The sequence below is a fragment of the Schleiferilactobacillus perolens DSM 12744 genome (genome assembly GCF_001435585.1).
GTDB lineage: Bacteria > Bacillota > Bacilli > Lactobacillales > Lactobacillaceae > Schleiferilactobacillus > Schleiferilactobacillus perolens.
The window spans coordinates 87750-110473 of the sequence record NZ_AZEC01000005.1 but is presented as its reverse complement, the minus strand read 5'-3'; the positions used below and the strand labels follow the sequence as shown (position 1 = coordinate 110473).

26 protein-coding genes, 1 tRNA gene and 1 other annotated feature are annotated in these 22724 nt (G+C 50.7%); of the genes, 3 read left to right on the top strand and 24 right to left on the bottom strand.

The genetic code is table 11. The features are described 5' to 3' along the window. The 8 genes from rsmB to FD09_RS07180 form a co-directional block, all read right to left on the bottom strand. Window positions 1-1353 (bottom strand): 16S rRNA (cytosine(967)-C(5))-methyltransferase RsmB, encoded by a 1353-nt coding sequence (gene rsmB, locus FD09_RS07215; RefSeq protein ID WP_057819820.1) that lies wholly within the window; start codon window positions 1351-1353, stop codon window positions 1-3. After that, a complete protein-coding gene (gene fmt, locus FD09_RS07210; protein WP_057819818.1) occupies window positions 1346-2299 on the bottom strand; it encodes a methionyl-tRNA formyltransferase in 954 nt (317 codons plus the stop codon). The genes rsmB and fmt overlap by 8 nt, the downstream gene beginning before the upstream one ends. A 39-nt stretch (window positions 2300-2338) precedes the next feature. Next, window positions 2339-4741 carry a primosomal protein N' gene (gene priA, locus FD09_RS07205; protein ID WP_057819816.1) on the bottom strand — a complete coding sequence of 801 codons (2403 nt, stop codon included), beginning with the start codon at window positions 4739-4741 and terminating at the stop codon, window positions 2339-2341. An 18-nt stretch (window positions 4742-4759) separates the two neighbouring features. Further along, window positions 4760-5965 carry a bifunctional phosphopantothenoylcysteine decarboxylase/phosphopantothenate--cysteine ligase CoaBC gene (gene coaBC, locus FD09_RS07200; protein ID WP_157053711.1) on the bottom strand — a complete coding sequence of 402 codons (1206 nt, stop codon included), beginning with the start codon at window positions 5963-5965 and terminating at the stop codon, window positions 4760-4762. 79 nt (window positions 5966-6044) lie between these two features. Continuing rightward, on the bottom strand, window positions 6045-6302 hold the full coding sequence (gene rpoZ / locus FD09_RS07195) for a DNA-directed RNA polymerase subunit omega (protein ID WP_057819813.1): 258 nt from the start codon (window positions 6300-6302) through the stop codon (window positions 6045-6047). A 5-nt stretch (window positions 6303-6307) separates the two neighbouring features. After that, entirely contained in the window at window positions 6308-6919 is a 612-nt protein-coding gene (gmk, locus tag FD09_RS07190) for a guanylate kinase (protein ID WP_057819811.1), read from the bottom strand. Between the two features lie 84 nt (window positions 6920-7003). Next, on the bottom strand, window positions 7004-7243 hold the full coding sequence (locus FD09_RS07185) for a YdbC family protein (RefSeq protein WP_057819808.1): 240 nt from the start codon (window positions 7241-7243) through the stop codon (window positions 7004-7006). Next, window positions 7227-8306, bottom strand: a complete 1080-nt coding sequence (locus FD09_RS07180) for a patatin-like phospholipase family protein (protein WP_057819806.1) — start codon at window positions 8304-8306, stop codon at window positions 7227-7229. The genes FD09_RS07185 and FD09_RS07180 overlap by 17 nt, the downstream gene beginning before the upstream one ends. Before the next feature lie 61 nt (window positions 8307-8367). On the opposite strand from FD09_RS07180, the gene FD09_RS07175 reads away from it, so the two are divergent. Continuing rightward, the gene (locus tag FD09_RS07175; protein WP_057819804.1) at window positions 8368-8700 is read left to right on the top strand and encodes a hypothetical protein; all 333 of its coding nucleotides are present in this window, start codon (window positions 8368-8370) and stop codon (window positions 8698-8700) included. A 325-nt stretch (window positions 8701-9025) separates the two neighbouring features. Here the strand turns inward: FD09_RS07175 and recN are convergent, their stop codons facing one another. The 15 genes from recN to FD09_RS07100 form a co-directional block, all read right to left on the bottom strand. Then, window positions 9026-10750 (bottom strand): DNA repair protein RecN, encoded by a 1725-nt coding sequence (recN, locus tag FD09_RS07170; RefSeq protein WP_057819801.1) that lies wholly within the window; start codon window positions 10748-10750, stop codon window positions 9026-9028. A gap of 52 nt (window positions 10751-10802) precedes the next feature. Further along, window positions 10803-11276, bottom strand: a complete 474-nt coding sequence (locus FD09_RS07165; protein ID WP_057819799.1) for an arginine repressor — start codon at window positions 11274-11276, stop codon at window positions 10803-10805. Beyond that, window positions 11263-12105, bottom strand: coding sequence for a TlyA family RNA methyltransferase (locus FD09_RS07160; protein WP_057819797.1), 843 nt, complete (start codon window positions 12103-12105; stop codon window positions 11263-11265). The genes FD09_RS07165 and FD09_RS07160 overlap by 14 nt, the downstream gene beginning before the upstream one ends. Further along, window positions 12102-13040, bottom strand: a complete 939-nt coding sequence (locus FD09_RS07155) for a polyprenyl synthetase family protein (protein ID WP_162261488.1) — start codon at window positions 13038-13040, stop codon at window positions 12102-12104. The genes FD09_RS07160 and FD09_RS07155 overlap by 4 nt, the downstream gene beginning before the upstream one ends. Then, the gene (locus FD09_RS07150; protein WP_057819793.1) at window positions 13003-13272 is read right to left on the bottom strand and encodes an exodeoxyribonuclease VII small subunit; all 270 of its coding nucleotides are present in this window, start codon (window positions 13270-13272) and stop codon (window positions 13003-13005) included. The genes FD09_RS07155 and FD09_RS07150 overlap by 38 nt, the downstream gene beginning before the upstream one ends. After that, window positions 13244-14626 carry an exodeoxyribonuclease VII large subunit gene (gene xseA / locus FD09_RS07145; protein WP_057819791.1) on the bottom strand — a complete coding sequence of 461 codons (1383 nt, stop codon included), beginning with the start codon at window positions 14624-14626 and terminating at the stop codon, window positions 13244-13246. The genes FD09_RS07150 and xseA overlap by 29 nt, the downstream gene beginning before the upstream one ends. Beyond that, on the bottom strand, window positions 14619-15473 hold the full coding sequence (locus tag FD09_RS07140) for a bifunctional 5,10-methylenetetrahydrofolate dehydrogenase/5,10-methenyltetrahydrofolate cyclohydrolase (RefSeq protein WP_057819789.1): 855 nt from the start codon (window positions 15471-15473) through the stop codon (window positions 14619-14621). The genes xseA and FD09_RS07140 overlap by 8 nt, the downstream gene beginning before the upstream one ends. A 101-nt stretch (window positions 15474-15574) precedes the next feature. After that, window positions 15575-16003: a transcription antitermination factor NusB gene (nusB, locus tag FD09_RS07135; protein ID WP_057819787.1), complete on the bottom strand. Its 429-nt coding sequence runs from the start codon at window positions 16001-16003 to the stop codon at window positions 15575-15577. Beyond that, window positions 15996-16460, bottom strand: coding sequence for an Asp23/Gls24 family envelope stress response protein (locus FD09_RS07130; protein ID WP_057819785.1), 465 nt, complete (start codon window positions 16458-16460; stop codon window positions 15996-15998). Before FD09_RS07130 ends, nusB begins: the two co-directional genes overlap by 8 nt. Window positions 16461-16492: 32 nt before the next feature. Further along, window positions 16493-17056: an elongation factor P gene (gene efp / locus FD09_RS07125; protein WP_057819783.1), complete on the bottom strand. Its 564-nt coding sequence runs from the start codon at window positions 17054-17056 to the stop codon at window positions 16493-16495. 159 nt (window positions 17057-17215) lie between these two features. After that, window positions 17216-17509 (bottom strand): 50S ribosomal protein L27, encoded by a 294-nt coding sequence (gene rpmA, locus FD09_RS07120; RefSeq protein ID WP_057819781.1) that lies wholly within the window; start codon window positions 17507-17509, stop codon window positions 17216-17218. A gap of 26 nt (window positions 17510-17535) precedes the next feature. Then, a complete protein-coding gene (locus FD09_RS07115; RefSeq protein ID WP_057819779.1) occupies window positions 17536-17898 on the bottom strand; it encodes a ribosomal-processing cysteine protease Prp in 363 nt (120 codons plus the stop codon). A 31-nt stretch (window positions 17899-17929) separates the two neighbouring features. Further along, complete coding sequence (gene rplU, locus FD09_RS07110; protein WP_057819777.1) at window positions 17930-18238, bottom strand: 50S ribosomal protein L21; 309 nt, start codon at window positions 18236-18238, stop codon at window positions 17930-17932. A 16-nt stretch (window positions 18239-18254) separates the two neighbouring features. Further along, window positions 18255-18325, bottom strand: a sequence feature (ribosomal protein L21 leader region). A 76-nt stretch (window positions 18326-18401) separates the two neighbouring features. Continuing rightward, window positions 18402-18638, bottom strand: coding sequence for a hypothetical protein (locus tag FD09_RS07105; RefSeq protein WP_057819775.1), 237 nt, complete (start codon window positions 18636-18638; stop codon window positions 18402-18404). A 145-nt stretch (window positions 18639-18783) separates the two neighbouring features. Further along, window positions 18784-19047, bottom strand: coding sequence for a hypothetical protein (locus FD09_RS07100; protein WP_157053710.1), 264 nt, complete (start codon window positions 19045-19047; stop codon window positions 18784-18786). Window positions 19048-19289: 242 nt separating this feature from the next. Here FD09_RS07100 and FD09_RS07095 point away from each other — a divergent pair, with 242 nt between their 5' ends. Then, complete coding sequence (locus FD09_RS07095; RefSeq protein WP_057819771.1) at window positions 19290-20000, top strand: DUF5067 domain-containing protein; 711 nt, start codon at window positions 19290-19292, stop codon at window positions 19998-20000. A 111-nt stretch (window positions 20001-20111) separates the two neighbouring features. On the opposite strand, the gene FD09_RS07090 is transcribed toward FD09_RS07095, so the two are convergent. Beyond that, window positions 20112-20185: transfer RNA gene (locus FD09_RS07090), tRNA-Arg, on the bottom strand. 93 nt (window positions 20186-20278) lie between these two features. Between FD09_RS07090 and FD09_RS07085 the strand changes: the two genes are divergently transcribed. Then, window positions 20279-22699 (top strand): Xaa-Pro dipeptidyl-peptidase, encoded by a 2421-nt coding sequence (locus FD09_RS07085; protein WP_057819769.1) that lies wholly within the window; start codon window positions 20279-20281, stop codon window positions 22697-22699. Window positions 22700-22724 lie beyond the last annotated feature (25 nt).

Here is a 22724-nt window from a genome sequence, read left to right as displayed (position 1 = left end):
CTATTGAATGTTGTTCTTGACTAATTTGGCAATGAAAAAGCCGTCACTGCCGCAATCATCCGGCGTCAGCTGAAGCGCTGGCGAAATCGAAGTCGCCTTAATTTGCGCCGGAATCGGTGTGGTGGGTACTTGGTGGAAATCAGGATGGCGCTGCAAAAAAGCAGTGACTACTTCTTGGTTTTCCGCTGGTAAAATAGTGCAGGTACTATACACCAATGTCCCACCAGCCGTTAACGTCGGCGCCACGGCGTCCAGGATGGCTCCCTGAATCGCCGGTAAGTGGGCAATATCCTGTGCATTCTTAGTATACCGGATTTCCGGCTTTCTGCGCAGCAAACCTAAGCCAGAACAGGGCGCATCCACGAGTATTTTGGAAAACTTACCGGTGCCAAAATGCGCCGCTGCCGCCCGGGCATCCAATGTTTCGGCCTCAATCCGGTCCGTCATGTGCAGCCGTTTGGCATTTTGCATAATCAGTTGAACCTTGTGGGCATGAATATCCAACGCAGTCACCCGACCACCCACTTGGGCGTCCAAAAAACTGGCAATATGGGTTGTTTTGCCCCCTGGTGCCGCACAGGCGTCTAAAACCTGATCATCGGGTTGGATATCCAGGGTAGGCGCCACTAACATGGAGCTTTCATCCTGTAATGTCACCATTCCGTCGCGAAAAGCAGCCGTTGCGGCTAAATGGCCGCCATCGGCCACCAGCCCCACCGGACTGACCTGACTAGGCTGGGTCGTAATATGCTCGGCCGCGAGAGACTGCTGAATCTCAGCCACTGAATAGGCGGGGGTATTCATCCGCAAGGCCGGTCGCGGTAAAGAATTCACGCTAGCAGCAATTTTCGCAGTTTTTTCCAGCCCATAAATGGCCAGCAGTTGTTGAACGAGCCACCGTGGCAAGCTGGCCGTAATGCTTAGACGTTCAACGGGATCTTTGATCGATTCCGGTTGGCGGAAGCCCTTACGCTGTGCGTTACGCAACACACCGTTGACCAAACTGGCCAACCCGGGATTGCCTTGCTCCTTGGCAATTTCGGTACTGTCAAAAAAGATCGCACGATCTGGTACCCGATCCAAATACTGCATTTGGTACAGTGCCGTCCACAAAACGATCCGGACCCACGGTTTGATCTTTTTGCCGGTGTAAAACGGTGCCAGTTGCCAATCTAGTGTCAACTGATGCTGCAGCACGCCATAAACGATCGTGGTGGCTAAACCCGCGTCCACACTGCTAATGTGGGTATGCCGGAGGGCTTCATCCAACGCAATATTGGCGTATGCGCCCTGCGTATCGACTGCGGTTAAGACTGCCACGGCTAATTGCCGACCGGGATTAATTTTACTCATCAGCACCATCCACAAACTTATCGCCCACGGATACATGTTGACCCGCACCATTCAAATAACTCGTGATCGGCATCTCAGCCTTACCAGCGGGTTGGAGCTTGGTGATCACTAAAGCGCCGGTGGCACAGGCAATCGCTAACTCATGTTTGGTCCGCGTAATGACGGTGCCCGGGACATGGTTGTCCGGGTCTTCACGCACAATGGCCGCCCAAACTTTGATCCGTTGACCATCATGCCGCAAATAAGCACCGGGATCGGGACGCAATGCCCGAATCTGGCGTTCTAACGCGATGGCAGAATGATTGAAACCGAGTTCTTCTTCTTCCGGCTTAATGTTATAGGCAAACGACACCTTGGTCTCGTCCTGAGGAATACGCTTGGCTTCACCGTGGATGATGAAAGGTAATTGGGCCAATAACAAGTCCCGACCGACAATGCTTAACTTGGCGAATAAAGTCCCGGAATCATCATCATCGGCAATGGGCAATGCTTTTTGCGCAATAATATCCCCGGCATCCATTTTTTTGGCCATAAACATGATCGTAATGCCGGTCTCCGCATCTCCGTTCATGATGGATCGTTGAATCGGCGCGCCGCCGCGATAAGCGGGCAAAAGACTGCCATGGACATTGATAGCGGCGATTTTGGCGGCCTGGAGCAGTTTGGTGGGTAAAAACTGGCCGAAGGCGGCAGTGATGATCAAATCCGGTTGAGCGGCAATAATTTGGGCCATCTCGGGACTGCCAGATAGCTTGCTGGGCTGCAGTACGGGTAAATGCAGTTCAGTTGCTAATTTTTTGACAGGTGACGATTGCAACCGCTGTTTGCGCCCCACGGCTTTATCTGGTTGGGTTACAACGGCTTTAATGTCGTAATGTTTATCGACGAGACCCTGCAATACAGGGACTGAAAAATCGGGTGTTCCCATAAAAACGACTGATGTCATTAATTCTTGACTCCTTTTTTAATGATAGGTTGGAAAAATTTACATGATTTGCTGCGGTTCAAAGTCGATGGCGACTTGAACTTTGCTTTTAATGAGACTTTGGGAATTCTGCAATAGGTTATGCAATCCGCGGCCCAGAGCAGGTTCTTTCTTGAATTTGACTAGGATTTGATAATAATACCGGTTATTGATTCTGGTGATGCTGCGCGGGGTTGGGCCGAGCACAATCGCGGTCGGGCTGAGTAATGGTTTCAAATCATTGGCAATCCGGTAGGCCTCTTGAGCCGTGACGGTTTCCTGCGGTGCTGAAATCGTTAGCAAGACGGTGTAGTAATATGGCGGATATTTGCCTTGGTGACGGACAAACATTTCCCGCTTGAAGAAGCCCTCATAGTCCTGTTTCGCCGCGTATTGAATGGCGTAATGATCGGGATTGTACGTCTGAATGATCACTTGACCTGGTTTGTCGCCTCGTCCCGCTCGGCCAGCCACCTGGGTCAGCAATTGAAAAGTGCGTTCGCTGGCCCGAAAGTCCGGCAAACCTAACGCAGTATCCGCGTTGATCACCCCGACCAGTGTCACCGTCGGATAATCCAATCCTTTAGCGATCATCTGAGTGCCCAACAAAATGTCGGCCTTTTGTTCGCCGAAAGCCTTCAAGATTTTGGCATGGCCGCCTTTTTTGCGGGTCGTATCCACATCCATCCGCAGAATTCGGGCCGCGGGAAGAATCTCTTGTAGTTGGTCTTGAATCTTTTCGGTTCCAGATCCAAAGAAACGAATCTTATCGCTGTGGCACACGGGGCATCGAGTGGGAATTGGCTCTTTATGGCCGCAGTAATGGCACACTAATTCATGCTGAGACCTGTGTACTGTCAATGAAATATCGCAATTCGGGCAGCGGGCGATCCAACCACAATTCCGGCACATGGCTTGAGTCGAATAACCGCGCCGATTTAATAATAAGACACTTTGTTCATGCCGCGCTAATGTCGTATTCAACGCGGTTAACAATTCTGGCGAAAAATCCGGCTGAACCCGATTGCCGGTATTCTCTCGCATATCGATCACATGCACCGGGGGCAGCGGCTTTCGGTTGATCCGCTCCGGCAGCCGCACCAGCGTATAAACATTCTTTTCCGCGCGCGCACGGGACTCCAGAGACGGTGTCGCACTGCCCAGAATCACTGGACAATGAAATGTCTTCGCCCGTTTCAGTGCGACATTGCGGGCATGATAGCGCGGTGAATCTTCCTGCTTATAAGACGTTTCGTGTTCCTCGTCAATAATGATGACGCCAATGTGAGTTAACGGTGCAAAGACCGCAGACCGGGCGCCCACAACGATTTGGGCTTGATGGTGTTGAATACGCCGCCATTCGTCATATTTTTCGCCATCGGATAAGCCGCTGTGCAAGACAGCGACGGCACTGCCGAAGCGGGCGTGGACCCGATGAACCATCTGGGGCGTTAAGGCAATTTCCGGCACCAGCATCAACGCGGTGCGCCCTTGATTCAGCGCTTGTTGAATGGTTTGTAAGTAGACTTCGGTTTTGCCAGAGCCAGTGACTCCTTCCAAGAGAAATGTGCGCGGTTGGCGTTCTGTGACAGCGGCAATGAATTGACCCGCAGCCTTTTGCTGATCTGCAGTCAGCTTTTTGGGCTGATCCCGCTTGACAGCCAGATCTAAGGGATTACGGCGCACTTCAATCACTGCTGGCAACAACCAACCGGCTGTCCGGGCAGCCTCCACGACACTCGGAGACACATCATATTGTTTGGCCACTGTCGTGATGGGTAACGCACCACTAAATGGTGCAGCCTGGATGCCCGCCAGCAATTGTCGCTGACCCTTGGCTCGGGGAGATAAGGTCTGGGCCGTACTGGCCAACTTGGCTGCGTCAGGTAAACGGACCCCTTGGCGGGTTTTTGCCCGGGCTTTATTTTTGACCACATATTCTAACCGCACCAGATCCTGTTGCAGCCATTGCCGCAACTGCTTGGCCTGGACAGGGGTAAGCGTCTCGGGATAAGGAATTGTGTCCCTATCGCCAAACAGCGCTTGGCCAGCTGCAGGTAATGGTGCCGTGCGGATGAGCTGCCGGGCATAACTGGCTTTCATCGCTGCGGGAAGCATAGTTTGCATCGTAGTCATCCAAAAAGAAAAGGTAGTGTGCGCCACCCATTTGGAAAGTGCGAGTAACTCGGGATTTAATACCGGCTCGAGATCCATCACCGACTGAATGGGTTTTAGTTTGCCATTAAAGTCAGCCTGGGCTTGCAGTGCAACGACAAATCCTTGTACTTTGCGGCGACCAAAGGGAACGACCACCCGCATCCCAGGCTCGACTTGGCCCGTCAGACTATCTGGAATGGCATAATCGTATGGTTGATCTGTCTGCCGTGTCGCCACATCCACCACGACCCGGGCAATTTGCGCCATTTTCGTTCCCTCCTTGAATTATTGCTGAGCTGATTGGGCGCGGCCAATGATGTTGATCAATTGGACCGCAATTTCCGTTTTTGGTGCTTTGCTTAAAGAAATGGGGGCTGCATCTGGCTGAAGTACAGTCACCGCATTATTGTCTGCACCAAAACCCACGCCATCGCCGCCCACGTTATTGGCGACAAGCATATCTGCCCGTTTACTAGATAGCTTCTTAGTGGCATTGGCTAAAAGGTCCTGGGTCTCAGCAGCAAAGCCCACTAAGAACTGATGTGTTTTAATCGTCCCTAAGTGCGCCAATATGTCTGGATTGCGCACCAAATCAAGATGCCAGGTTTCCTGACCCGGTTGCTTCTTCAGTTTTTCCTGGGCGACGGCTCGTGGCCGCCAATCCGCCACCGCCGCGGCCATGATCACAATGTCAGTGGTATCAAAATGATCCGTTAAGGCCTGCTGCATCTCCCGCGCATCAGCCACCGGGATATAGTTAATACCGAAAGCAGGCAACTGACCAGTGGTACTAATCAAAGTCACGTTGGCGCCCGCAGCCAAAGCCGCCACCGCCAGGGCATAACCCATCTTGCCACTGGAGCGATTTGTAAGCTCCCGGACCGGGTCGATGGCTTCCTTCGTGCCACCAGCGGTAATGACAACCTGGGTGTCTTGCAGTACCCCTTGGCCGCGGCTCAACACATAGGTGACAAACTCCTGCGCCGTTTCCGGAGATAACAATCGCCCCTCCCCTTTGTAACCCTCAGCTAAAAAGCCCGTGTCTGTGGGGGCCACAGTCACGCCATCGGTAGCCAGTTGAACAATATTACGCTGGGTCGCACTTTGATTCAACATATGCTCGTTCATGGCTGGAAAAACGATTTTCGGAGCAGTAGTCGCTAGCCAAGTGGTACTGGCCATGTTGCCCGCCAAACCGTTGGCGATCTCTGCAATGAAGTTGGCCGTCGCCGGATAAGCCACCGCCACATTCGTCCAATCGGCCAAGGCAATGTGCGACACCTCACCTGGTTGCGGTTCAGCAAAATTATCCGTGACCACTTCTTCTTGGCTCAATGTAGCCAATGTGAGTGGGGTAATAAATTTAGTGGCACTTTCCGTCATAACCACCCGCACCATATGCCCTGACTTCTTCCATAAACGAACTAAACTGGCCGCCTTATACGCTGCAATTCCCCCAGTGATGTAAAGCGTGATGTGCAAACTGGACACCCCCGCCACTCCTTTCAATAATGCCTAAAAAGAGGGTTCCTTACCGTATTGCGACAAGGAACCCCCGACATTTAACCCATTAATCCTGATTTTCTTCTTGTTTCTTCAGTTTCTTTTCGGCTTCCTCTTCCATCAACACTGAATTGGGATCAATGATGACTTTGCCCTTGGCAATTTCTTCCAAGGCTTGACCGACTGACTTCGGTGATTCATAACTGGCCAACATCTTGGGTTCGCCCTGTTCCAGTTGATGCGCCCGCTTGGCGGACAAGACAGCCAACGAATAACGGGAATCGTAACGTTTGAGTAATTCATCAATAGAAGGATAAGAAATCATTTCGACTACACTCCAATCATTTTGCGGTACCGATCGATCACCCGGGGCACCCGATTGTGCTCGCTGGTGATGATCGCTTCGATCCGTTTGACAGCTAAGTTTACTTTATCATTGACGACGGCATAATCATAGTTCTCCATCATCTTAATCTCGTTGCGGGCCTTCTCCATCCGCTTCAGAATTGTTGCGGCATCATCCGTACCCCGCTTCTCGATCCGCTGTTTTAGTTCTTGCAGATCAGGGGGCGTGAGAAAGATAAAGACACCGTCGGGACACTTCTCCCGGACTTGCATGGCGCCGTTCACTTCAATTTCCAATAGGACGTCTTGACCTTGATCCAAAGTGGCATTCACCGGGCCAAGGGGCGTGCCATAGTAGTTATTGACGTAACGGGCCCATTCTAACATTTCTCCATCAGCAATGTGCTGTTGGAATTGTTCTTTCGTTCGAAAAAAATAATCCGCCCCGTCTTTTTCGCCGGGCCGCGGTTTGCGGGTCGTCATGGAGACGGAATATTTAAAATCTTTGAAGGAGTCCGCCAACATGGCTTGCCGAACCGTTCCTTTACCGACACCGGATGGACCAGATAACACGATTAACATTCCACGATCTGTCATCAAATGATTGTCTCCCTAATGATTTTTAACCACTATTTTGGACTATTGAGCGATATTTAGCAAGTGCCCACCGTGCTGCACCGCTTACAAGCCTGCATTTTGGATAATCTCTTTGAGCGCATTCATCTCATCATTACTAAACGTGATGCCCTTGCCCATCTTCAGATGATCTGGTGACCAACTGCGAATATCAAACTTCGGCGGTTGATCATTCCACGAAACCAGATTCAATTCTTTTTGCCAACCATTGGTACTGCTGCTCAAAACGCCAATGGATTCTTCAATTTTGAACTTAATCGGTTCACTCTTATTTTGGCGTGCCATCAGTAAACTCCCTCCTGAGTATCCGTAATGCTTGGTACAATGGATCGTGCCGCTGAGGCCGAAAAATGCGTAAGCGACGGTTCACGATTCTCACAGTATTTGTCTGTCCTGGTGCTCTCAATGCGTCCACCAATGTGCTCACAATGTAAGTCTTGGCTGGATTAATATGCTGCTGGGCAGCATAAATTTGAAAAAGATCAGTGATTTGACCGCTCGGATCGGCACCGCTGCTCAGCTCTGGAAACCAATGGGCCAGAGCCGCCGACCAAGCGGAGCGACTCGCCATTAGAGCCTGCCAGCCAGGCGCAGACACTGCCCTTTGCCATTCCGCCAGGTTGGGCGCGACAATTGTATACCAACCAGTATCACCGGCCAATAACCGAACTATGGTGAGGCGGCCAAGAAGGTACCCGTAACGGCTTTGGACCGGATTAAAATTCAAAAATCCACCGAGTTCCCAGGGCGTGTCGATACGCTTCACCTGCATGCCCGACAGTGGCGGATGAATGGGACCATAACCAGCAATATAAATGGCCAGCACATGACGATATCCCAAATTTCCAGCCACTGACACCGGCAGATCATTCCACATCCCGCCATCAGTTAACCACCGGTGCCTCTTTTTTTGCGGCTTCAATAGCGGAAAGAAACTGCCGCCGCCTATTATCTCAGTCAGTTGCTGGGAAATGGTTTCGACTGGTACCACCTGGCCACCGCCGGGGATTTCGGTGACGGTCACCCACAGTGGGATGTTCAACGGATTCTCTGACACATAATCGATTAACATTTGTCGTAACGGAGACGTGTCGCGCAAGGGTCGCTGGGGATGGACGAAGACGTCCGCCGCCGTAATCGATTGCCACCGCGCCCACGCTTTATTCGGGCCGCCCTGCAGCAACACCCCATTCAATCCACCAATCGAACTGCCCACAATGGCAGCGGGCAGGCGATGAATATCCCAGAGTATTTGGGCCACACCAATTTCAAAGGCCCCCTTGGCACCCCCGCCACCTAAAACCAAGGCGTAAGGCTTCTCAAAAAATGTCTTGAATTCTGCTTGCATTTTAGAACAGCCGTTCGTATAATGATAGTTGCAAACAATTGTTCGGGAGGCGTAATGCGTTATGGAAAATAAACAATCGGTCTTCACCACTTTCAAGAGTCATATGACCCACCAGATGCAGCAATGGTTCACCTTACCAGAGTCATTACCTGCAAAAATGCCCACCAGCCAAGTGTCTATCTTTTTACAACAAAGCAGTGAACGGCACTACCAGGTCACCCTGACCTTCGATGCCCCGCCCACCTTGTTGACGGCCACGGGATTTGTCACTCCCCATGGTGCACAGTGGCTGTTCACCAGCGACGACCGACGGCTATACCGGCTATTCACCGCGAACCAAGTTTACTCACTACAACGCGCGGCATCGGCACCCCGATTACAAGAAGCTGATTAAGCTGACCGTCTAATTAGTACATACGCAATTGACAATAAATTGAAGCAAAGACAACATTTTGGATGTCACTGGCTATAGTGCCAACGCGGAGTAATCGGAGGCTGAGTGGCGCTCAGTGGTGGGAACAGCAATAAACTTGGCCGGTCTTGCCAAGTTTATATGCTGTTAGGCGACTTTGAGACCGCGTTCCTCAGCGGGCTCAAAGCGCCGTCACCACTTGCTACGCCTGCGGCTACGCACTAGCTGCGCGTCGCAGCGCCACTCAGCCGGAGATTACGCAGCTTTGGCACGGCCTGCAAAGAGGGGATTAGTTCCTCCTCTTTTTTTATGCCGTTTTTTCCTTCGCCTGTTGCGCACGATCCTGTTCGGCCAGCCGGAGCAGTTCTTGCGCATGCTCCAAGGTTAGCTTGGTCACGGTGGTCCCAGCCAGCATCCGAGCTAACTCCTCAACCCGACCAGTCCCTGTCAGCGCCGTTAACTGCGTCATCGTGCGGCCCTTCTTGATTAGCTTCTGAATGTGTACCTGATGATCCGCCATCGCAGCCACTTGAGGCAGATGGGTGATACACAGTACTTGCGAATGTTGACTAATCCGACTGATCTTCTCTGCAATGGCTTGGGCAACCCGACCGGAAACGCCGGTGTCCACTTCATCAAAAATGATCGACGTCACGCCGTCGGCTTGGGAGAAAATTGTCTTGAGGGCCAGCATGATTCGCGACAATTCACCGCCGGATGCTGTTTTTGCCAGCGGTCGCAATTTTTCACCGGGATTGGTTTGAATGTAAAATTCTACCCCATCAATCCCTGTGGGCGCCAATTGGTCTTCATGAACATTAAAATGGACATCAAACACAGCTTTGCCCATATAAAGATCAGCCAATTGCTGGTGAATGTCTTTGCTCAATTGTTTGGCGGCCGCTACCCGGGCAGCGGACAACGCACGCGCCCGGGCCATCGCTTCTTTCTCTGCTTCAGCGAGTTTTTGCTTCAACTCATCGCTAGAACCACCTGTATCATTCATTTCCGCCAACTCATCATCGACTTGCTGGCCAAACTTAATGACCTCTGGAATGGTACTGCCATACTTGTGTTCCAACTGCTGAATGGTTGCCAAGCGATCTTCGACTTTATCCAAACGCCCCTCATCCCATTCCAAACCGTCCAGCTGATGATTCAAATCACTACCAACATCTTGCAACGCGTAATAGGCATTTGTCAGCGATTCACTCATATTTTGATACTGAGAATCCAGATGACTAATATCTTGCAAGGCACTCATGGCGACCGCCAATTGGTCGATCACACCACCGCCATCGCTGTCGTCATCGCCGCCATTCAAAATACCATACCCGGTCTCCAAGGCCTCTTGGATTTGTTGAAAATGATTCAACCGGTCCCGCTCATTGGTCAGTTCCTCTTCTTCCGTGGGTTTCAATTGGGCATTATTGATCTCATCGGATTGAAATTGGAGCATGTCCAACCGCTGGGCCCATTCCCGTTCATTGGCCACCCGCTCCTTGACCCGCTTGCTCAGATCACGCCAATTCGCATAGCTCTCTTGATAAGCGGACAAAAGCGGCTGAAGCTTATCTGCCGCGTACTGGTCCAATAACCCCAGATGCTTTTCTGGATGCATTAATTCCTGGTGTTCATTTTGACCGTGAATATCAACCAGCGTTTCTCCCACCGCTTTAAGTGTACTGGTATTGACCAAGTGCCCATTGATCCGGCACACATTCCGACCGCTTAAAAATATTTCCCGCTGAAGGACCACACTATCCTCGTCAGTGTTGACCCCAAATTTGGTCAATAAATCTTGAGTGGCCGCATGGGGTGGAATACTAAACATCCCTTCCACTGTCGCCTTCTTTGTACCAGTGCGAATAAAGTCCGCCGATCCGCGACCACCGACCAAAATACCCACTGCGTCGATAATAATAGACTTACCTGCGCCAGTTTCACCGGTCAAAACGGTCATTCCCTGGCTGAAATCCACAGATAATTGTTCAATAATTGCGAAATCATGGATCACGAGTTCTTGTAACATGGTCCTCACCTTTCAAACGCTTGTTCGCGTACTCTATGATGATTATATCAAATTATCTGAGGGAAGAAAGTGTTGCGGCTTGCAAATTCTTCAACCATTGTAAGACCCGTTTAGCTCCGCCTTCCTCGCGACACACTAGTAAAACGCCAGCATCATCGCTTAAAACAATAAAGACATCCGTTAATGGCAGCATGCGTAATGTAGTGGCCACGGCGGGGGCAGCACCAGGATGAGTGTGAATCGCGATCATGGCTGCTTGTTGGTCAAAAGTCGCTTGGGCAGCGATAAGTGCCCGTTTTAACCGACGTTCTGCTTCGGGGGGTAAAGGATTAGGCAGCATATAGCGTAATTGCCCTTGAGAATCCACTCTTTTCACGGCCCCCAATACAGCCAGATCCCGGGACAGGGTGGCTTGTGTCGTCACAACAGCGTGACGCTGCAAAACTTGGCGCAATTGAATTTGCCGCGTGATGACCTGGTCACTGATGAGTCTGGCGATCAAGCCGCGCCGATTAGCGGTGTTCATGGTGTTGCCCCGGATGTTTCAATGTCGCCCAGGCGGCATCCACCACGGATTCGATCCTGTCCATGGGCAAAGAAGTTTGTGGATCAAGTTCATTTTGTAAAGCTAGCAGAAACTCGATGTTGCCAGACCCGCCGGTCACTGGTGAAAAATCTAATCCGGTGATGGCATACCCGTCTGCTGCTGCGAACTGAATAATCTTTTGCAATACTTGTACGTGAATCGCCGGATCTCGAACAATGCCGCCCTTCCCCACATTTTCTCGGCCAGCTTCAAACTGGGGTTTGACCAGCACCACCGCCTGGCCATGGGGGGCCAAGATTGCCTTCAGCGGCGGTAAGATCAATTCTAACGAAATAAACGAGACATCAGTCACAGCAATACTAGGCACACCATGCGTAAAGTCTTCGGGTTTACTGTACCGGAAATTGACCCGTTCCATCACATCCACCCGGGGATCTTCCCGCAGTGAATAGGCCAGTTGGTTATACCCCACGTCCAGCGCGTAGACCAGACGAGCGCCGTTTTGCAGCGCAACATCGGTGAAGCCGCCAGTCGATGCACCAATGTCGAGGACAATTTGGTCCTGAAAATCCATGTGGAAAACGTCTTTAGCTTTTGCTAATTTCAATCCTCCGCGGCTGACATAGGGTAATTTGTGACCCTTGTGCACCAGCTCAGTATCCGCTGGAATTTTTACACCAGCCTTATCCAGTCGCTGCATATCGCTGGTATAGATTTCGCCAGCCATGATCGCCCGTTTGGCTTGTTCGCGAGACGCAAAAAGGCCCTGATTCACTGCGAGTACATCGACCCGTTCTTTGGTACTCATTTATTTACCCCTTTTTCCAGTGCATCCATTAAACTGACTAAAACTGGCGGAATCACGGTTAAATTGAACGATGCCAATAATGCCGGTGTCCACACCGCCTTAGCCGCGGTGATCGTGTCAGTAAACTGCGCCTGCGCTCCGGCAAGGCCAAAGTGACTGGGATACGTATTCTTTTGTTCCACAATATCCTTCCCCGCCGTTTTGCCCAATTGCGCCGTCGTTTCAGTCACATCCAGAATATCATCCCGAATTTGAAAGGCGCGGCCCAACTGTAGCGCAAATTGGGTGAGTGCGGTCTGTTGTACCGTCGTCAGATGTGCCGCTAACACCCCAATTTGGACGGACCCAACAATCAGTTGAGCCGTTTTATTGGTGATCAATTGCTGTAATTCCGCGGCGGTAATTGGCTGGGCTGTATCTACCATATCTTGGGATTGACCGGCTACCATTCCCGCAGGACCGGCTGCGTTAGCTAATACCTGGACCATGGCGACCCGATCTGTACTGTTTAATGACGCCCGCGCTAACCATGAAAAGGCCAAAGTTAATAAGCCGTCTCCAGCTAAAATGGCCTGGGCCTCGCCAAATTTAACATGATTGCTGGGCTTGCCCCGACGCAAATTATCATTGTCCATGGCAGGCAAATCATCATGAATGAGCGAATAAGTTTGAATCAACTCAATCGCTCCAGTGGGAAACAGCATGTCCGTAATATTGGCGGGGGATTGACCTAACTGGGAAACTACCCAAGCTAAAACCGGCCGTAACCGTTTGCCACCGCTGGCCAACGTGTATGCCATGGCGTCATGCAACGGTTGTTGGTGGACATCCGTATCAATTTGTTCTTGCAAAAATGGGTTAAGCACTGCCGTGAAGTGCTCAGTGGCTTCTGACCAACTACTGGTCAGAATCGACATCGGATGCTTTGTCTTCATCTGCGGACTCCTTTGGAGACAACGGCTGCTCACTGCCATCAGCAGTGACGATTTTGGCCATTGATTGCTCTGCTTGGGTTAACGTTTTTTCTAGAGTGCGGGACAACTTAATGCCCTTTTCAAATTCGGCCAGGGCCTCTTCCAGAGGCACATCGCCGCCCTCCAATTTATTCACGATCGTAGTTAACTCATTCATGTTTTCTTCAAAAGTCGGTTTCTTCTTTGTGACCATGGGCCGCTCCTTCCTTCTTCTCTGTCTTCAACACCTGTGCTGTGGCAGTGCCATCGGCCAAATGAATCGTTACCGGTTGCGCCGCGGCTAAACGGGCCACCTGACGCACGACAGTCCCGTCTGGGAGAGTCACGTACGCATAGCCGCGATCCAGCACTCGCAAAGGACTCAGTAAGTCCAGGGCATGCATCGCATTAGCCAGCTGTTGCCGTTGTTGTTGCAAACCATGATGGGCCACATTCGTCAGCCGCCGCTGGTTATCAGCCAACTGTTGCTGTGCGAGATCCAACCGGTTCTGAGGATTATGCCGCCACAACCCAGTTTGCAGTGTATTGACCTGTTGCCGGGTCCGTTGAATACGACTTTGAGTCGTATTGATCAAGCGGGTACGCAATGTATCCAGTCGCTGAGTGGGTAACGCATAAAGCCGTTCCGGTTGGTGCAACACCGGGGCATTGACCAAATTTTGCATTTGATTGCGCCAATTGGTTAACGCGTGCTGCATCACGGATTGCAAAGTATTGGCCGACTGACGGATGCGCAATAACAGATCCGCAACATTCGGCGTGGCCAATTCTGCTGCCGCAGTCGGCGTGGCGGCGCGCACATCGGCTACCAGATCCGCGATGGTCGTGTCCGTTTCATGACCCACAGAAGAGATGATGGGAATCGGGCTTTCAATAATCGCCCGGGCTACGCTTTCTTCATTGAACGGCCACAAATCTTCGATCGAACCGCCACCCCGCCCGATAATCAAGACATCCAAGCGGGGATGAATAAACGCCCGCTGCAGCTGATGCACAATGGATCCGGCGGCTGCGTCCCCTTGAACCTGGGCTGGAAATAACACGATTTGAGCCAAAGGATCACGGCGGGCAGCGGTAGTCAAAATATCTCGGATCACCGCTCCTGACTGGCTGGTAATCACACCGATCCGCCGCGGAAAAGCTGGCAACGGCCGTTTAGTACGATCAAACAAACCCTCCGCCGCCAACTTCTTTTTCAGCTGTTCAAAGCGGATATACAGTGCACCGACTCCGGCTGGTTGCATTTCCTCGACATAGAACTGGTAATTGCCATTCGGCGGGTATACAGTCACCCGTCCCACGGCCTCCACCTTCATCCCTTCTTCAGGGACAAAGGCCACTTTGGCAAAATCACTCGCAAACATCATTGCATTAATTTTGGCCTTTTCATCCTTCAAACTGAAGTATTGATTGCCGGGCCGGGAGCGGAAATTAGAAATCTCCCCGGTCACCATCACCCGCCCAAGATACGGATCGACATCAAATTTCCGCTTGATGTACTGGGTAAGTGCGGTGATGGTGAGATACTCCGGTGCCCCTTCACTCATGCCCTACACGCTCCTTTGCCAAATTCACTGTTTGCTGCATTAACATGGCCACAGTCATCGGACCCACTCCTCTAGGGACTGGTGTAATCAGTGCTGTTTTAGGCGCTACGGCCGCAAAGTCCACATCGCCAGTGACCTTGCCCTCGGCAGTCCGATTAATCCCGACATCAATAACCACCGCGCCGGTTTTTACCATGTCGGCCGTGACAAAATGGGGTACACCGACCGCCGCAATTAAAATATCGGCTTCCCGGGTCACAGCGGGTAAATTCACAGTCTTTGAATGAGCCATGGTCACGGTGGCGTCCCGGTTCAAAAGCATTGCCGCTAATGGCCGCCCGACAATCTTTGAGCGGCCAATCACGACCGCCCGCTTTCCTTGAATCGGCACTTCATAACGGTCGAGGATCGCCATAATCCCTGCAGGGGTAGCCGGAACTGGTCCTGGGTCACCCTGCCACAGATGGCCGAAATTAACAGGGGTGAACCCATCGGCATCCTTTTGCGGATCAATGGCCGCCACCACAGCGCTTTGGTCAATCTGGGGCGGCAACGGTTCCTGCACCATGTAGGCATCAACTGTTGGATCAGCGTTCAGCCGGGCCAATACATGCATGAAGTCTGCTTGCGAGATTGTCGCGCTCAGATGAACAACTTGGGCATCAATCCCCAGCTTCTCAGCCCGACGTAGTTTGTTGCGGATATAAATATTACTGGCAGGATCATCACCCACTTGAACGATCCGCAACTGCGGAATCACACCTTGCTGAGCCAGTGCTGTTACTGTCTTTTGTAATTCTGCCATGAGCGTATTGGCCAAGGCACGGCCATCCACTATTGTTGTCATATTGCCCACCACCTGTTCTTAATTAAAAAACACCGTACCCCGAAACACAACACAAGCGCAAGAATTCACCCTTGGTGTTCGTCAGTACGGTGTCTCAAATTTTATGCTTGGGCTGTATCCCGGTTTTTGGCCACTGCTGCAAGCAAACCGTTCACGAATTGGGACGCAGAATCGCCGCCAAATTCTTTGGCCAACTCGATCATTTCATTCAAAATGACACTGGTCGGCAAATCAGGTTCATATTGCAGCTCGTAAACACCCAACCGCAGGATCACTAAACTAGTCCGCTCGATTCGGGTCAACGGCCAATTACTGCGTAGATGTGCTTTAATGGTCGTATCCAAATCAGGTTGATGGGCTAACACGCCGGTGACCAATTCATCGAGATACGCCGGTACATCCTTTTCCGTGATGCCTGCCAAGCTGAACACAGTCGGATACACATCCGTCGGCTGCGTAGCACCATCCGCAAACATCACATTAAATAATGTCTGGAAGGCTAGTGCCCGCGTCTCATGCCGATCAATCATGGGCGGCCTCCCCAGCATCATCCTCATCGGTATCCGGGTCGTCTTGGTCCTTGAATAAAGCGTCTGGATCCGGCTTACTTTCCTTCTCGGGCACCAAACCTTCGACATGAACGTTCACTTGAGCCAGTTGCAAATCCGTCATAAACAAAAGTTGTTCTTGCAAACTCTTTTGCATGGCCAATGCCACCTTGGGCACTGAGACACCGTAACGCAAATAGACATAAACATCCGCTAAGAGTTGGCCATCATCCTGGGTCGTGATCTTGACTCCGTGACCATGGCTGTCCTTGCCAAGCAATGATGAGATGTTGTTGGCCAAGGACCCCCGCATCGCATAGACACCATCTACTTGTTGGGCAGCAATACCCAAAACGACTTCAAGTACGGCGGGGGTAATTTCGATATCCCCGGAGTGATCCGGCTCAGCGGTCAAAATGATGCGTTTATCTTCTGCCATAGGGCAAGCCTCCAATTCTAATGTATCCTGGATTAACTATTCGCCCGTGAAATATAAGTTCCGTCGGTCGTATTAATCGTCAATACATCACCCTGATTAATAAAGAACGGCACTTGAACGATCAACCCAGTTTCCAACGTAGCCGGCTTGGAACCGCCGCTGGACGTATCGCCCCGAATCCCGGGTTCAGTCGCTGTCACGGTCAGATCGACAGTATTGGGCAAATCGATTCCCAATGTTTCCGAACCAAACATGTTAATATTGACGTTCATGTTTTCTTTCAGGTAGTTCAATTCGTTTTTAATTTCACTACCTGGCAATTCCAACTGCTCATAGGTATTGGTATCCATGAAGACATAGTTGTCACCATCTTGATACAAGTATTGCATTTGCCGGGAATCAATTTGTGCTTTCTCTACTTTTTCAGTAGCCCGGAACGTTTTTTCTTGGACAGCTCCTGTCCGCAAATTTTTCAGCTTTGAACGGACAAATGCAGAGCCCTTGCCTGGCTTTACGTGCTGAAATTCAACGACGCGCCATAAGTCGCCATTGACAAGAATGGTCAGGCCATTTTTAAAATCGTTAACAGAAATCATGTAGTATCCTCCAATTTGTTGTCAGTACAATCATAGCAAAAAAGGCCAGTCAGGGGAACCCAAATGGGTGCCGACAATCGTGGCTGCCCGTGTCGATCCAAAACAAAACCGCCCCGAGACATGGTGTCCCGAAGCGGTTTAGTATCCGACTGAGACTGATTATTCAGCAGCGGCTGCTACCGGATAAACAGAAACCTTCTTACGGTCCTTACCCAACCGTTCAAACTTCACAACACCATCTTGTACTGCAAAGAGGGTGTCATCGCCACCGATCTTAACATTGGTGCCGGGATGGATATGAGTTCCGCGTTGACGATAAAGGATGGAACCGGCGGTCACAAATTGACCGTCTGCCCGCTTAGCGCCTAACCGACGGCCAGCAGAATCACGACCGTTGGCAGTCGAGCCGCCCCCTTTATGGTGAGAGAAGAACTGCAAATTCATTTTCAACATTGGTTTCACCTCCGTAAACTTAATCCCTACACAGCCTCTTCCGGCCGTGATTGTTGGGTTGTCGATACGTGAATGAATTGGCCGTATTCATCTTGAATACTTTGCAATTCAAGTAATAAATTTTCGAGTAAAATTTGAGCAATAGTCAATTTTTCTTGAACCACGACTGAGGGCAGCGACGCAGTGAGCAGTCCGCCTGACTTATCATCAGACTGGACCGCCGGCGTAATTCCTGCTAGGCTTTCGATCCCGTTTACAGTACCAATCGTCACAGACGAAACCGCAGCACAGACAATATCGTACCCGTACGGGCCTGAATCCGCATGACCGGTCACCGAAAACTTTGTGATGTTGCCTTCTGAATCACGATAAAAACTTGCTTTTATCATCGACTGCACCTCATTTTAGATTCAATTGTGACTACGCGTTGATCGCATTGATGACAACCTTAGTATAAGGCTGACGGTGACCCTTCTTTTGATGACTGTGCTTCTTCGGCTTGTACTTGAAGGTCACAACCTTCTTTTCCTTGCCCTGCTTTTCAACAGTTCCTGTCACAGTGGCACCATCAACGTAAGGCGTGCCGATCTTTGTGTCATCACCACCGACCAAGATCACTTGGTCAAATGTGACAGCGGCACCGGCCTCAACGTCCAGCTTTTCGACGTAGATCGCAGCGTCCTTTTCGACTTTGTACTGCTTACCGCCTGTTTGAATAATCGCGTACATTATTAGTTACACCTCCCAATTTTCTCAGACTCGCCAGTCGAGGTGGCTTGCGCACTTAAACCCCTTCCTGAGCGGTTGCAGATGTGGAAAGTGTCCACAAATACAACGAGAGTAGCATAGCAAAAGAAGCACCCCAGTGTCAAGCAAAATTGTATATCCAGTATTAGTCCGCACGTCTTTGATACTGTCGGCCGCAACTGGGACAGGTATACAATCCGATGAAGTCCGGTCCTTCTAACTCATTTTCTTCGTGTTTCGTGTCGTAGCAATACTTGCAAATGGGGTGTGGATTATCTTTGGCATAATACAAGGCATGGTCTTCCCGCAGACCAGACTTTGTTTTTCCCTCTTCAACAGGTTCTTCCTGATTCTTATCACGCCGGTGGAAAAATAATCCCATTGGTATTCCCTCCATTTTCTTCTTTCTCAAATCATGTTGAAAAAGTTGTCAGCACCGAGACGCACAATGGCCCTGCGCCCAAATTAGGACGGCAGGGCCATGCACATTGCTATTCAGTGGTCGAGCAGCATGATCATCATGCTGTTTATTGACCGAATCCTGCTCTCCGGGTGTCTTCCACATCGTAATGGATGATCTTCTTGAAATCAAAGACTTGACCATTTTGACCGGTCATGGTGCCTGTCTTATGGGCAATGCGGTCCACTAAATCGTCGTGGGCGGCGGTATTGCTGGAAGAGACTTGTACGGGCACTTCCAGCGTGCGTCCGTCAGAAAACTGAATATAAAAATACTCTGTGCGTTGGTTCTGCTGTTTCAACAATTTTTTGATTGTTTTCTTCTTCATCATTAATCACCATGTTTTATTCTACCGTAGATTCGCATTTTGGAAAAGGTATCAAGAGATAAAACACGGGAGCGAAACAGTGCTGTTTCGCTCCCGTGTTGGTCGGTTGGACAAAATCATCTCAACCAGGCGCCCCTGCCAAGGAACTTCATTATACCATCGATACTGAAAAATCGGCTGTTCTACTTGGTTTGGACGGCTATCTATTCTACAATAACGAATAGCATCAACGAGGGAGGATGGACATGGCAAAGCGGCGAGGTTCAAATCAGCGCACACGGCGCAATCAGTATACTGATCGTCAACGGCATACCCGGTGGCTGGCATTGGCTGTCACAGGTGCATTGATCGTCGTGATTGGCGGCTGGTTGGCATGGTTACTGACCCAGCCCAAACCAGCAGCCACGCCCCATGCCAACCAGCAATCTTCTGTGCGTCATGCAATCGTCACCCGAAAGAAAGCCAAAACCAAGTCAGCCAGTACCACCAAATCAGCAAGTTCACTATCCTCAGCATCTTCACTGTCCCTGGCCAGTCGGTTTAGTCACGACACTTATTCCACACCGACCATCACTTTTCGGCTGACCAATGCCAAAATCATTACTGCCAAAGATGATCAACCAGCCCTTTTTATCCAATTTACATTTATCAATAATGGCGCCACGGCGATGACGCCTGCAGCCGTTTGGCGACAATTGACCATTTTACGGCAAGGAAAAACGGATGCCCCGGCCAAAGATATCACCCCCCTCACAGAAGCCACCTTATCTGACAGCGATGCTCGCGGCAAGTTGGGGAAAATGACAGAGGCGGCAGATGCCTCGGTCGCACCTAATAAAGAGGGCACTGGGGCGATGGTTTATGCATTCAAGACCAAAGATCCGATTTCACTGCAATTCATTGACCGCCAAACCGGTCGTCCGGTGGGTACCAAAACTTATGAAATCACTGGCTGATCATTGATTGAAACAAAAAACGGCACAATGGTTGCGAATCCAATGTTGGATTCTGCACCATTGCGCCGTTCGTGCCCGCGACTGATCGTCAGTCTGGTGATGATTAATTTATGCGACAGGTGGGGTTCGAACCCACGACCTACGGTTTAGAAGACCGTTGCTCTATCCAACTGAGCCACTGTCGCAGCAACGAGATTCATTGTAGCCAAAACGATGAACCCTTGTCAACGCATTTTTGCAACCCTGTGCCCTGCACAACCAAAGGAGAATTATTATCGATGAAGTTTAACCAATTTGGTCGCTTGACCCCTGATCTGACCAATCAGATTAGTGAACTTGAGAGTATTCACTTCTTACCTCGCAATTGGAACCAACAAGCCCCAGCGGATCTGCTGGCATACCTATTTTCTCGCTGTTTCCCCGAAGTACACGAAAATAGTGAGGTCCAGGATCGCGAGCATCGCATTCTGGTAGACGCCCATACAAGCCTGGCTGATCTTCTCGCCGGCCAACCAACAAGTATTCGCCGCACTGAATTCTATACTGCTGCATTGCAATTGTTAGGTTTTGTTGTGGCTGATGATTTCCCAGATTTAGACAGTCTTGGTGCAATGGCTAAATGGCAATTACCGACAATTGAAGCCGACCCCATCAAAGGGACAGATCTGGTGGCGGCGTTTTACCTCTTATTGAATACTCGGGGGAAGAACGGACAGACATTTCTGGATATCCTGACTAGCCGTGGCTTCTTTAATCAATTCTTTGGGGCGGGCGAGCAACCGCATTTTGTCATTTTCAATGGCAAGAGCCAGGCTGTTTTTGACACCCGCCGCATCATTCGAGAAGTCGTCTATGTGGAAAGCGATCTGGATACTGACGAAGACGGTCAGCGAGACTTATTACAAACCACCATTTTTCGCCCCCGGGAAACTGAACACGGATTGGCAGTACCCGTTTTGTATACAGCCAATCCCTATTTCCGTGGTACCAACGATATGGCTCCGGTCAGCTATAACGTCAATGCGGGTTTAACGCCTAAGATTCCCAACCAAACTACTTATGAAGATATCGCCTATCACGCACCGCAACAAACCCCGCCCAGTGCGCGGCAAGCAAGCGGCACAGCCAAGGAAGCCAGCGAACTGCCGGTGGATCCTGGCATTTATTCCTTAAACGATTACTTCCTTGCTCGTGGTTTTGCGACGGTCTACGCTGGCGGAATCGGTACGCGGGGTTCAGATGGCATTCGCACCACCGGTGGTCCAGAGGAAACTGCCTCCACTATTGCGATTATCGAATGGCTGCACGGTGATCGGGTCGCTTATACCAATCGCACCGATAACGTCGCCATCAAAGCCTGGTGGAGTACTGGCAACGTCGCCATGACGGGTAAATCATACTTAGGTACACTGGCCATCGCGGCCGCGACCACTGGGGTGGCCGGATTGAAAACCGTCGTCTCTGAAGCTGCCATTTCCAGCTGGTATGACTACTATCGCGAAAATGGCTTAGTGGTGGCACCTGTGGATTGTCAGGGGGAAGACACCGATGTGCTGGCCTTGGATACTTTCTCCCGCCGCAAGGACGCCGCCGACTTTGCCCGAATCAAACCAATCTATGACAAGATGATGGCAGATCTCAAGAAAGGCCAAGATCGGGACACGGGTAACTACAATACATTTTGGGATGCGCGCAACTACCGCAATCAGGCAGACCGCATTAAAATCGATTTTATTAGTGTCCATGGCTTGGAAGACTGGAATGTGAAACCCCGCAATGTGGAGCGGTTATGGGCTAAATTACGGGATCTGCCGATCAACAAGAAACTTTTCCTGCACCAGGGTAAACACATTTACATGAACAACATGCAATCCATTGATTTTACGGACATGATGAATCTGTGGTTCTGTTATGAATTGCTGGATGTTCAAAATGATGCACCGACAATCCTGCCAAATGTGACTGTGCAAGATAATGCAAAACCAGAAACTTGGCATCGTTATACGGATTGGAGTGCACCGACGACACCCCGGACGCAATATTTCTTCACCGGTCATGATCTGCAGGCCGCCCCGCCCCGCCAAGAAGAAATCGTGGCGTTTCGTGACGACGGCGTGCCTTTATTCTTAGCTGGCGATCAAAACGACCATACCTGGGAACAATTACTCATGAGTCAACAACCTTCTGTATATGAACATACCCGCCGGCTGTTCACTACAGCGCCGTTCACAAAGGATCGTTACATTGATGGTGTCATGACCGTCACGATTCAAGTCGCCGTGAATAAAGATGCTGGTCAAATCAGCTGTATGGCGGTGGATTATGGTAAAGAACGGCGCCTGCAAGAGAATCCTGCCATCCTGCAAGCCGGCGGTCAACTGCTTGGCTATCAGTGGGCCACCGACGACGTGAAAGAATTCAAGCTGGCCAAACTGCCCAACGAGTGTCAACAAATTGCCAAGGGCCACATGAACCTGCAAAACCGGCACACCCCTTGGCAAAATGAACCGTTGGCGCCCGATCAGTTCGTCACGTTACATTTTGCACTCCAACCTACTGCATATCATCTATTGGCTGGACACCGCTTGGGTTTACTGGTCTACGCCACAGATATGGGCATGACCAAACGCCCTACCACCGCGGCAACCTACCAGCTTGATCTGAATGCCTGCCGGCTGGAGGTACCATACCGCCGTTAATCAAGAAATTAAATACCAAAAAGGG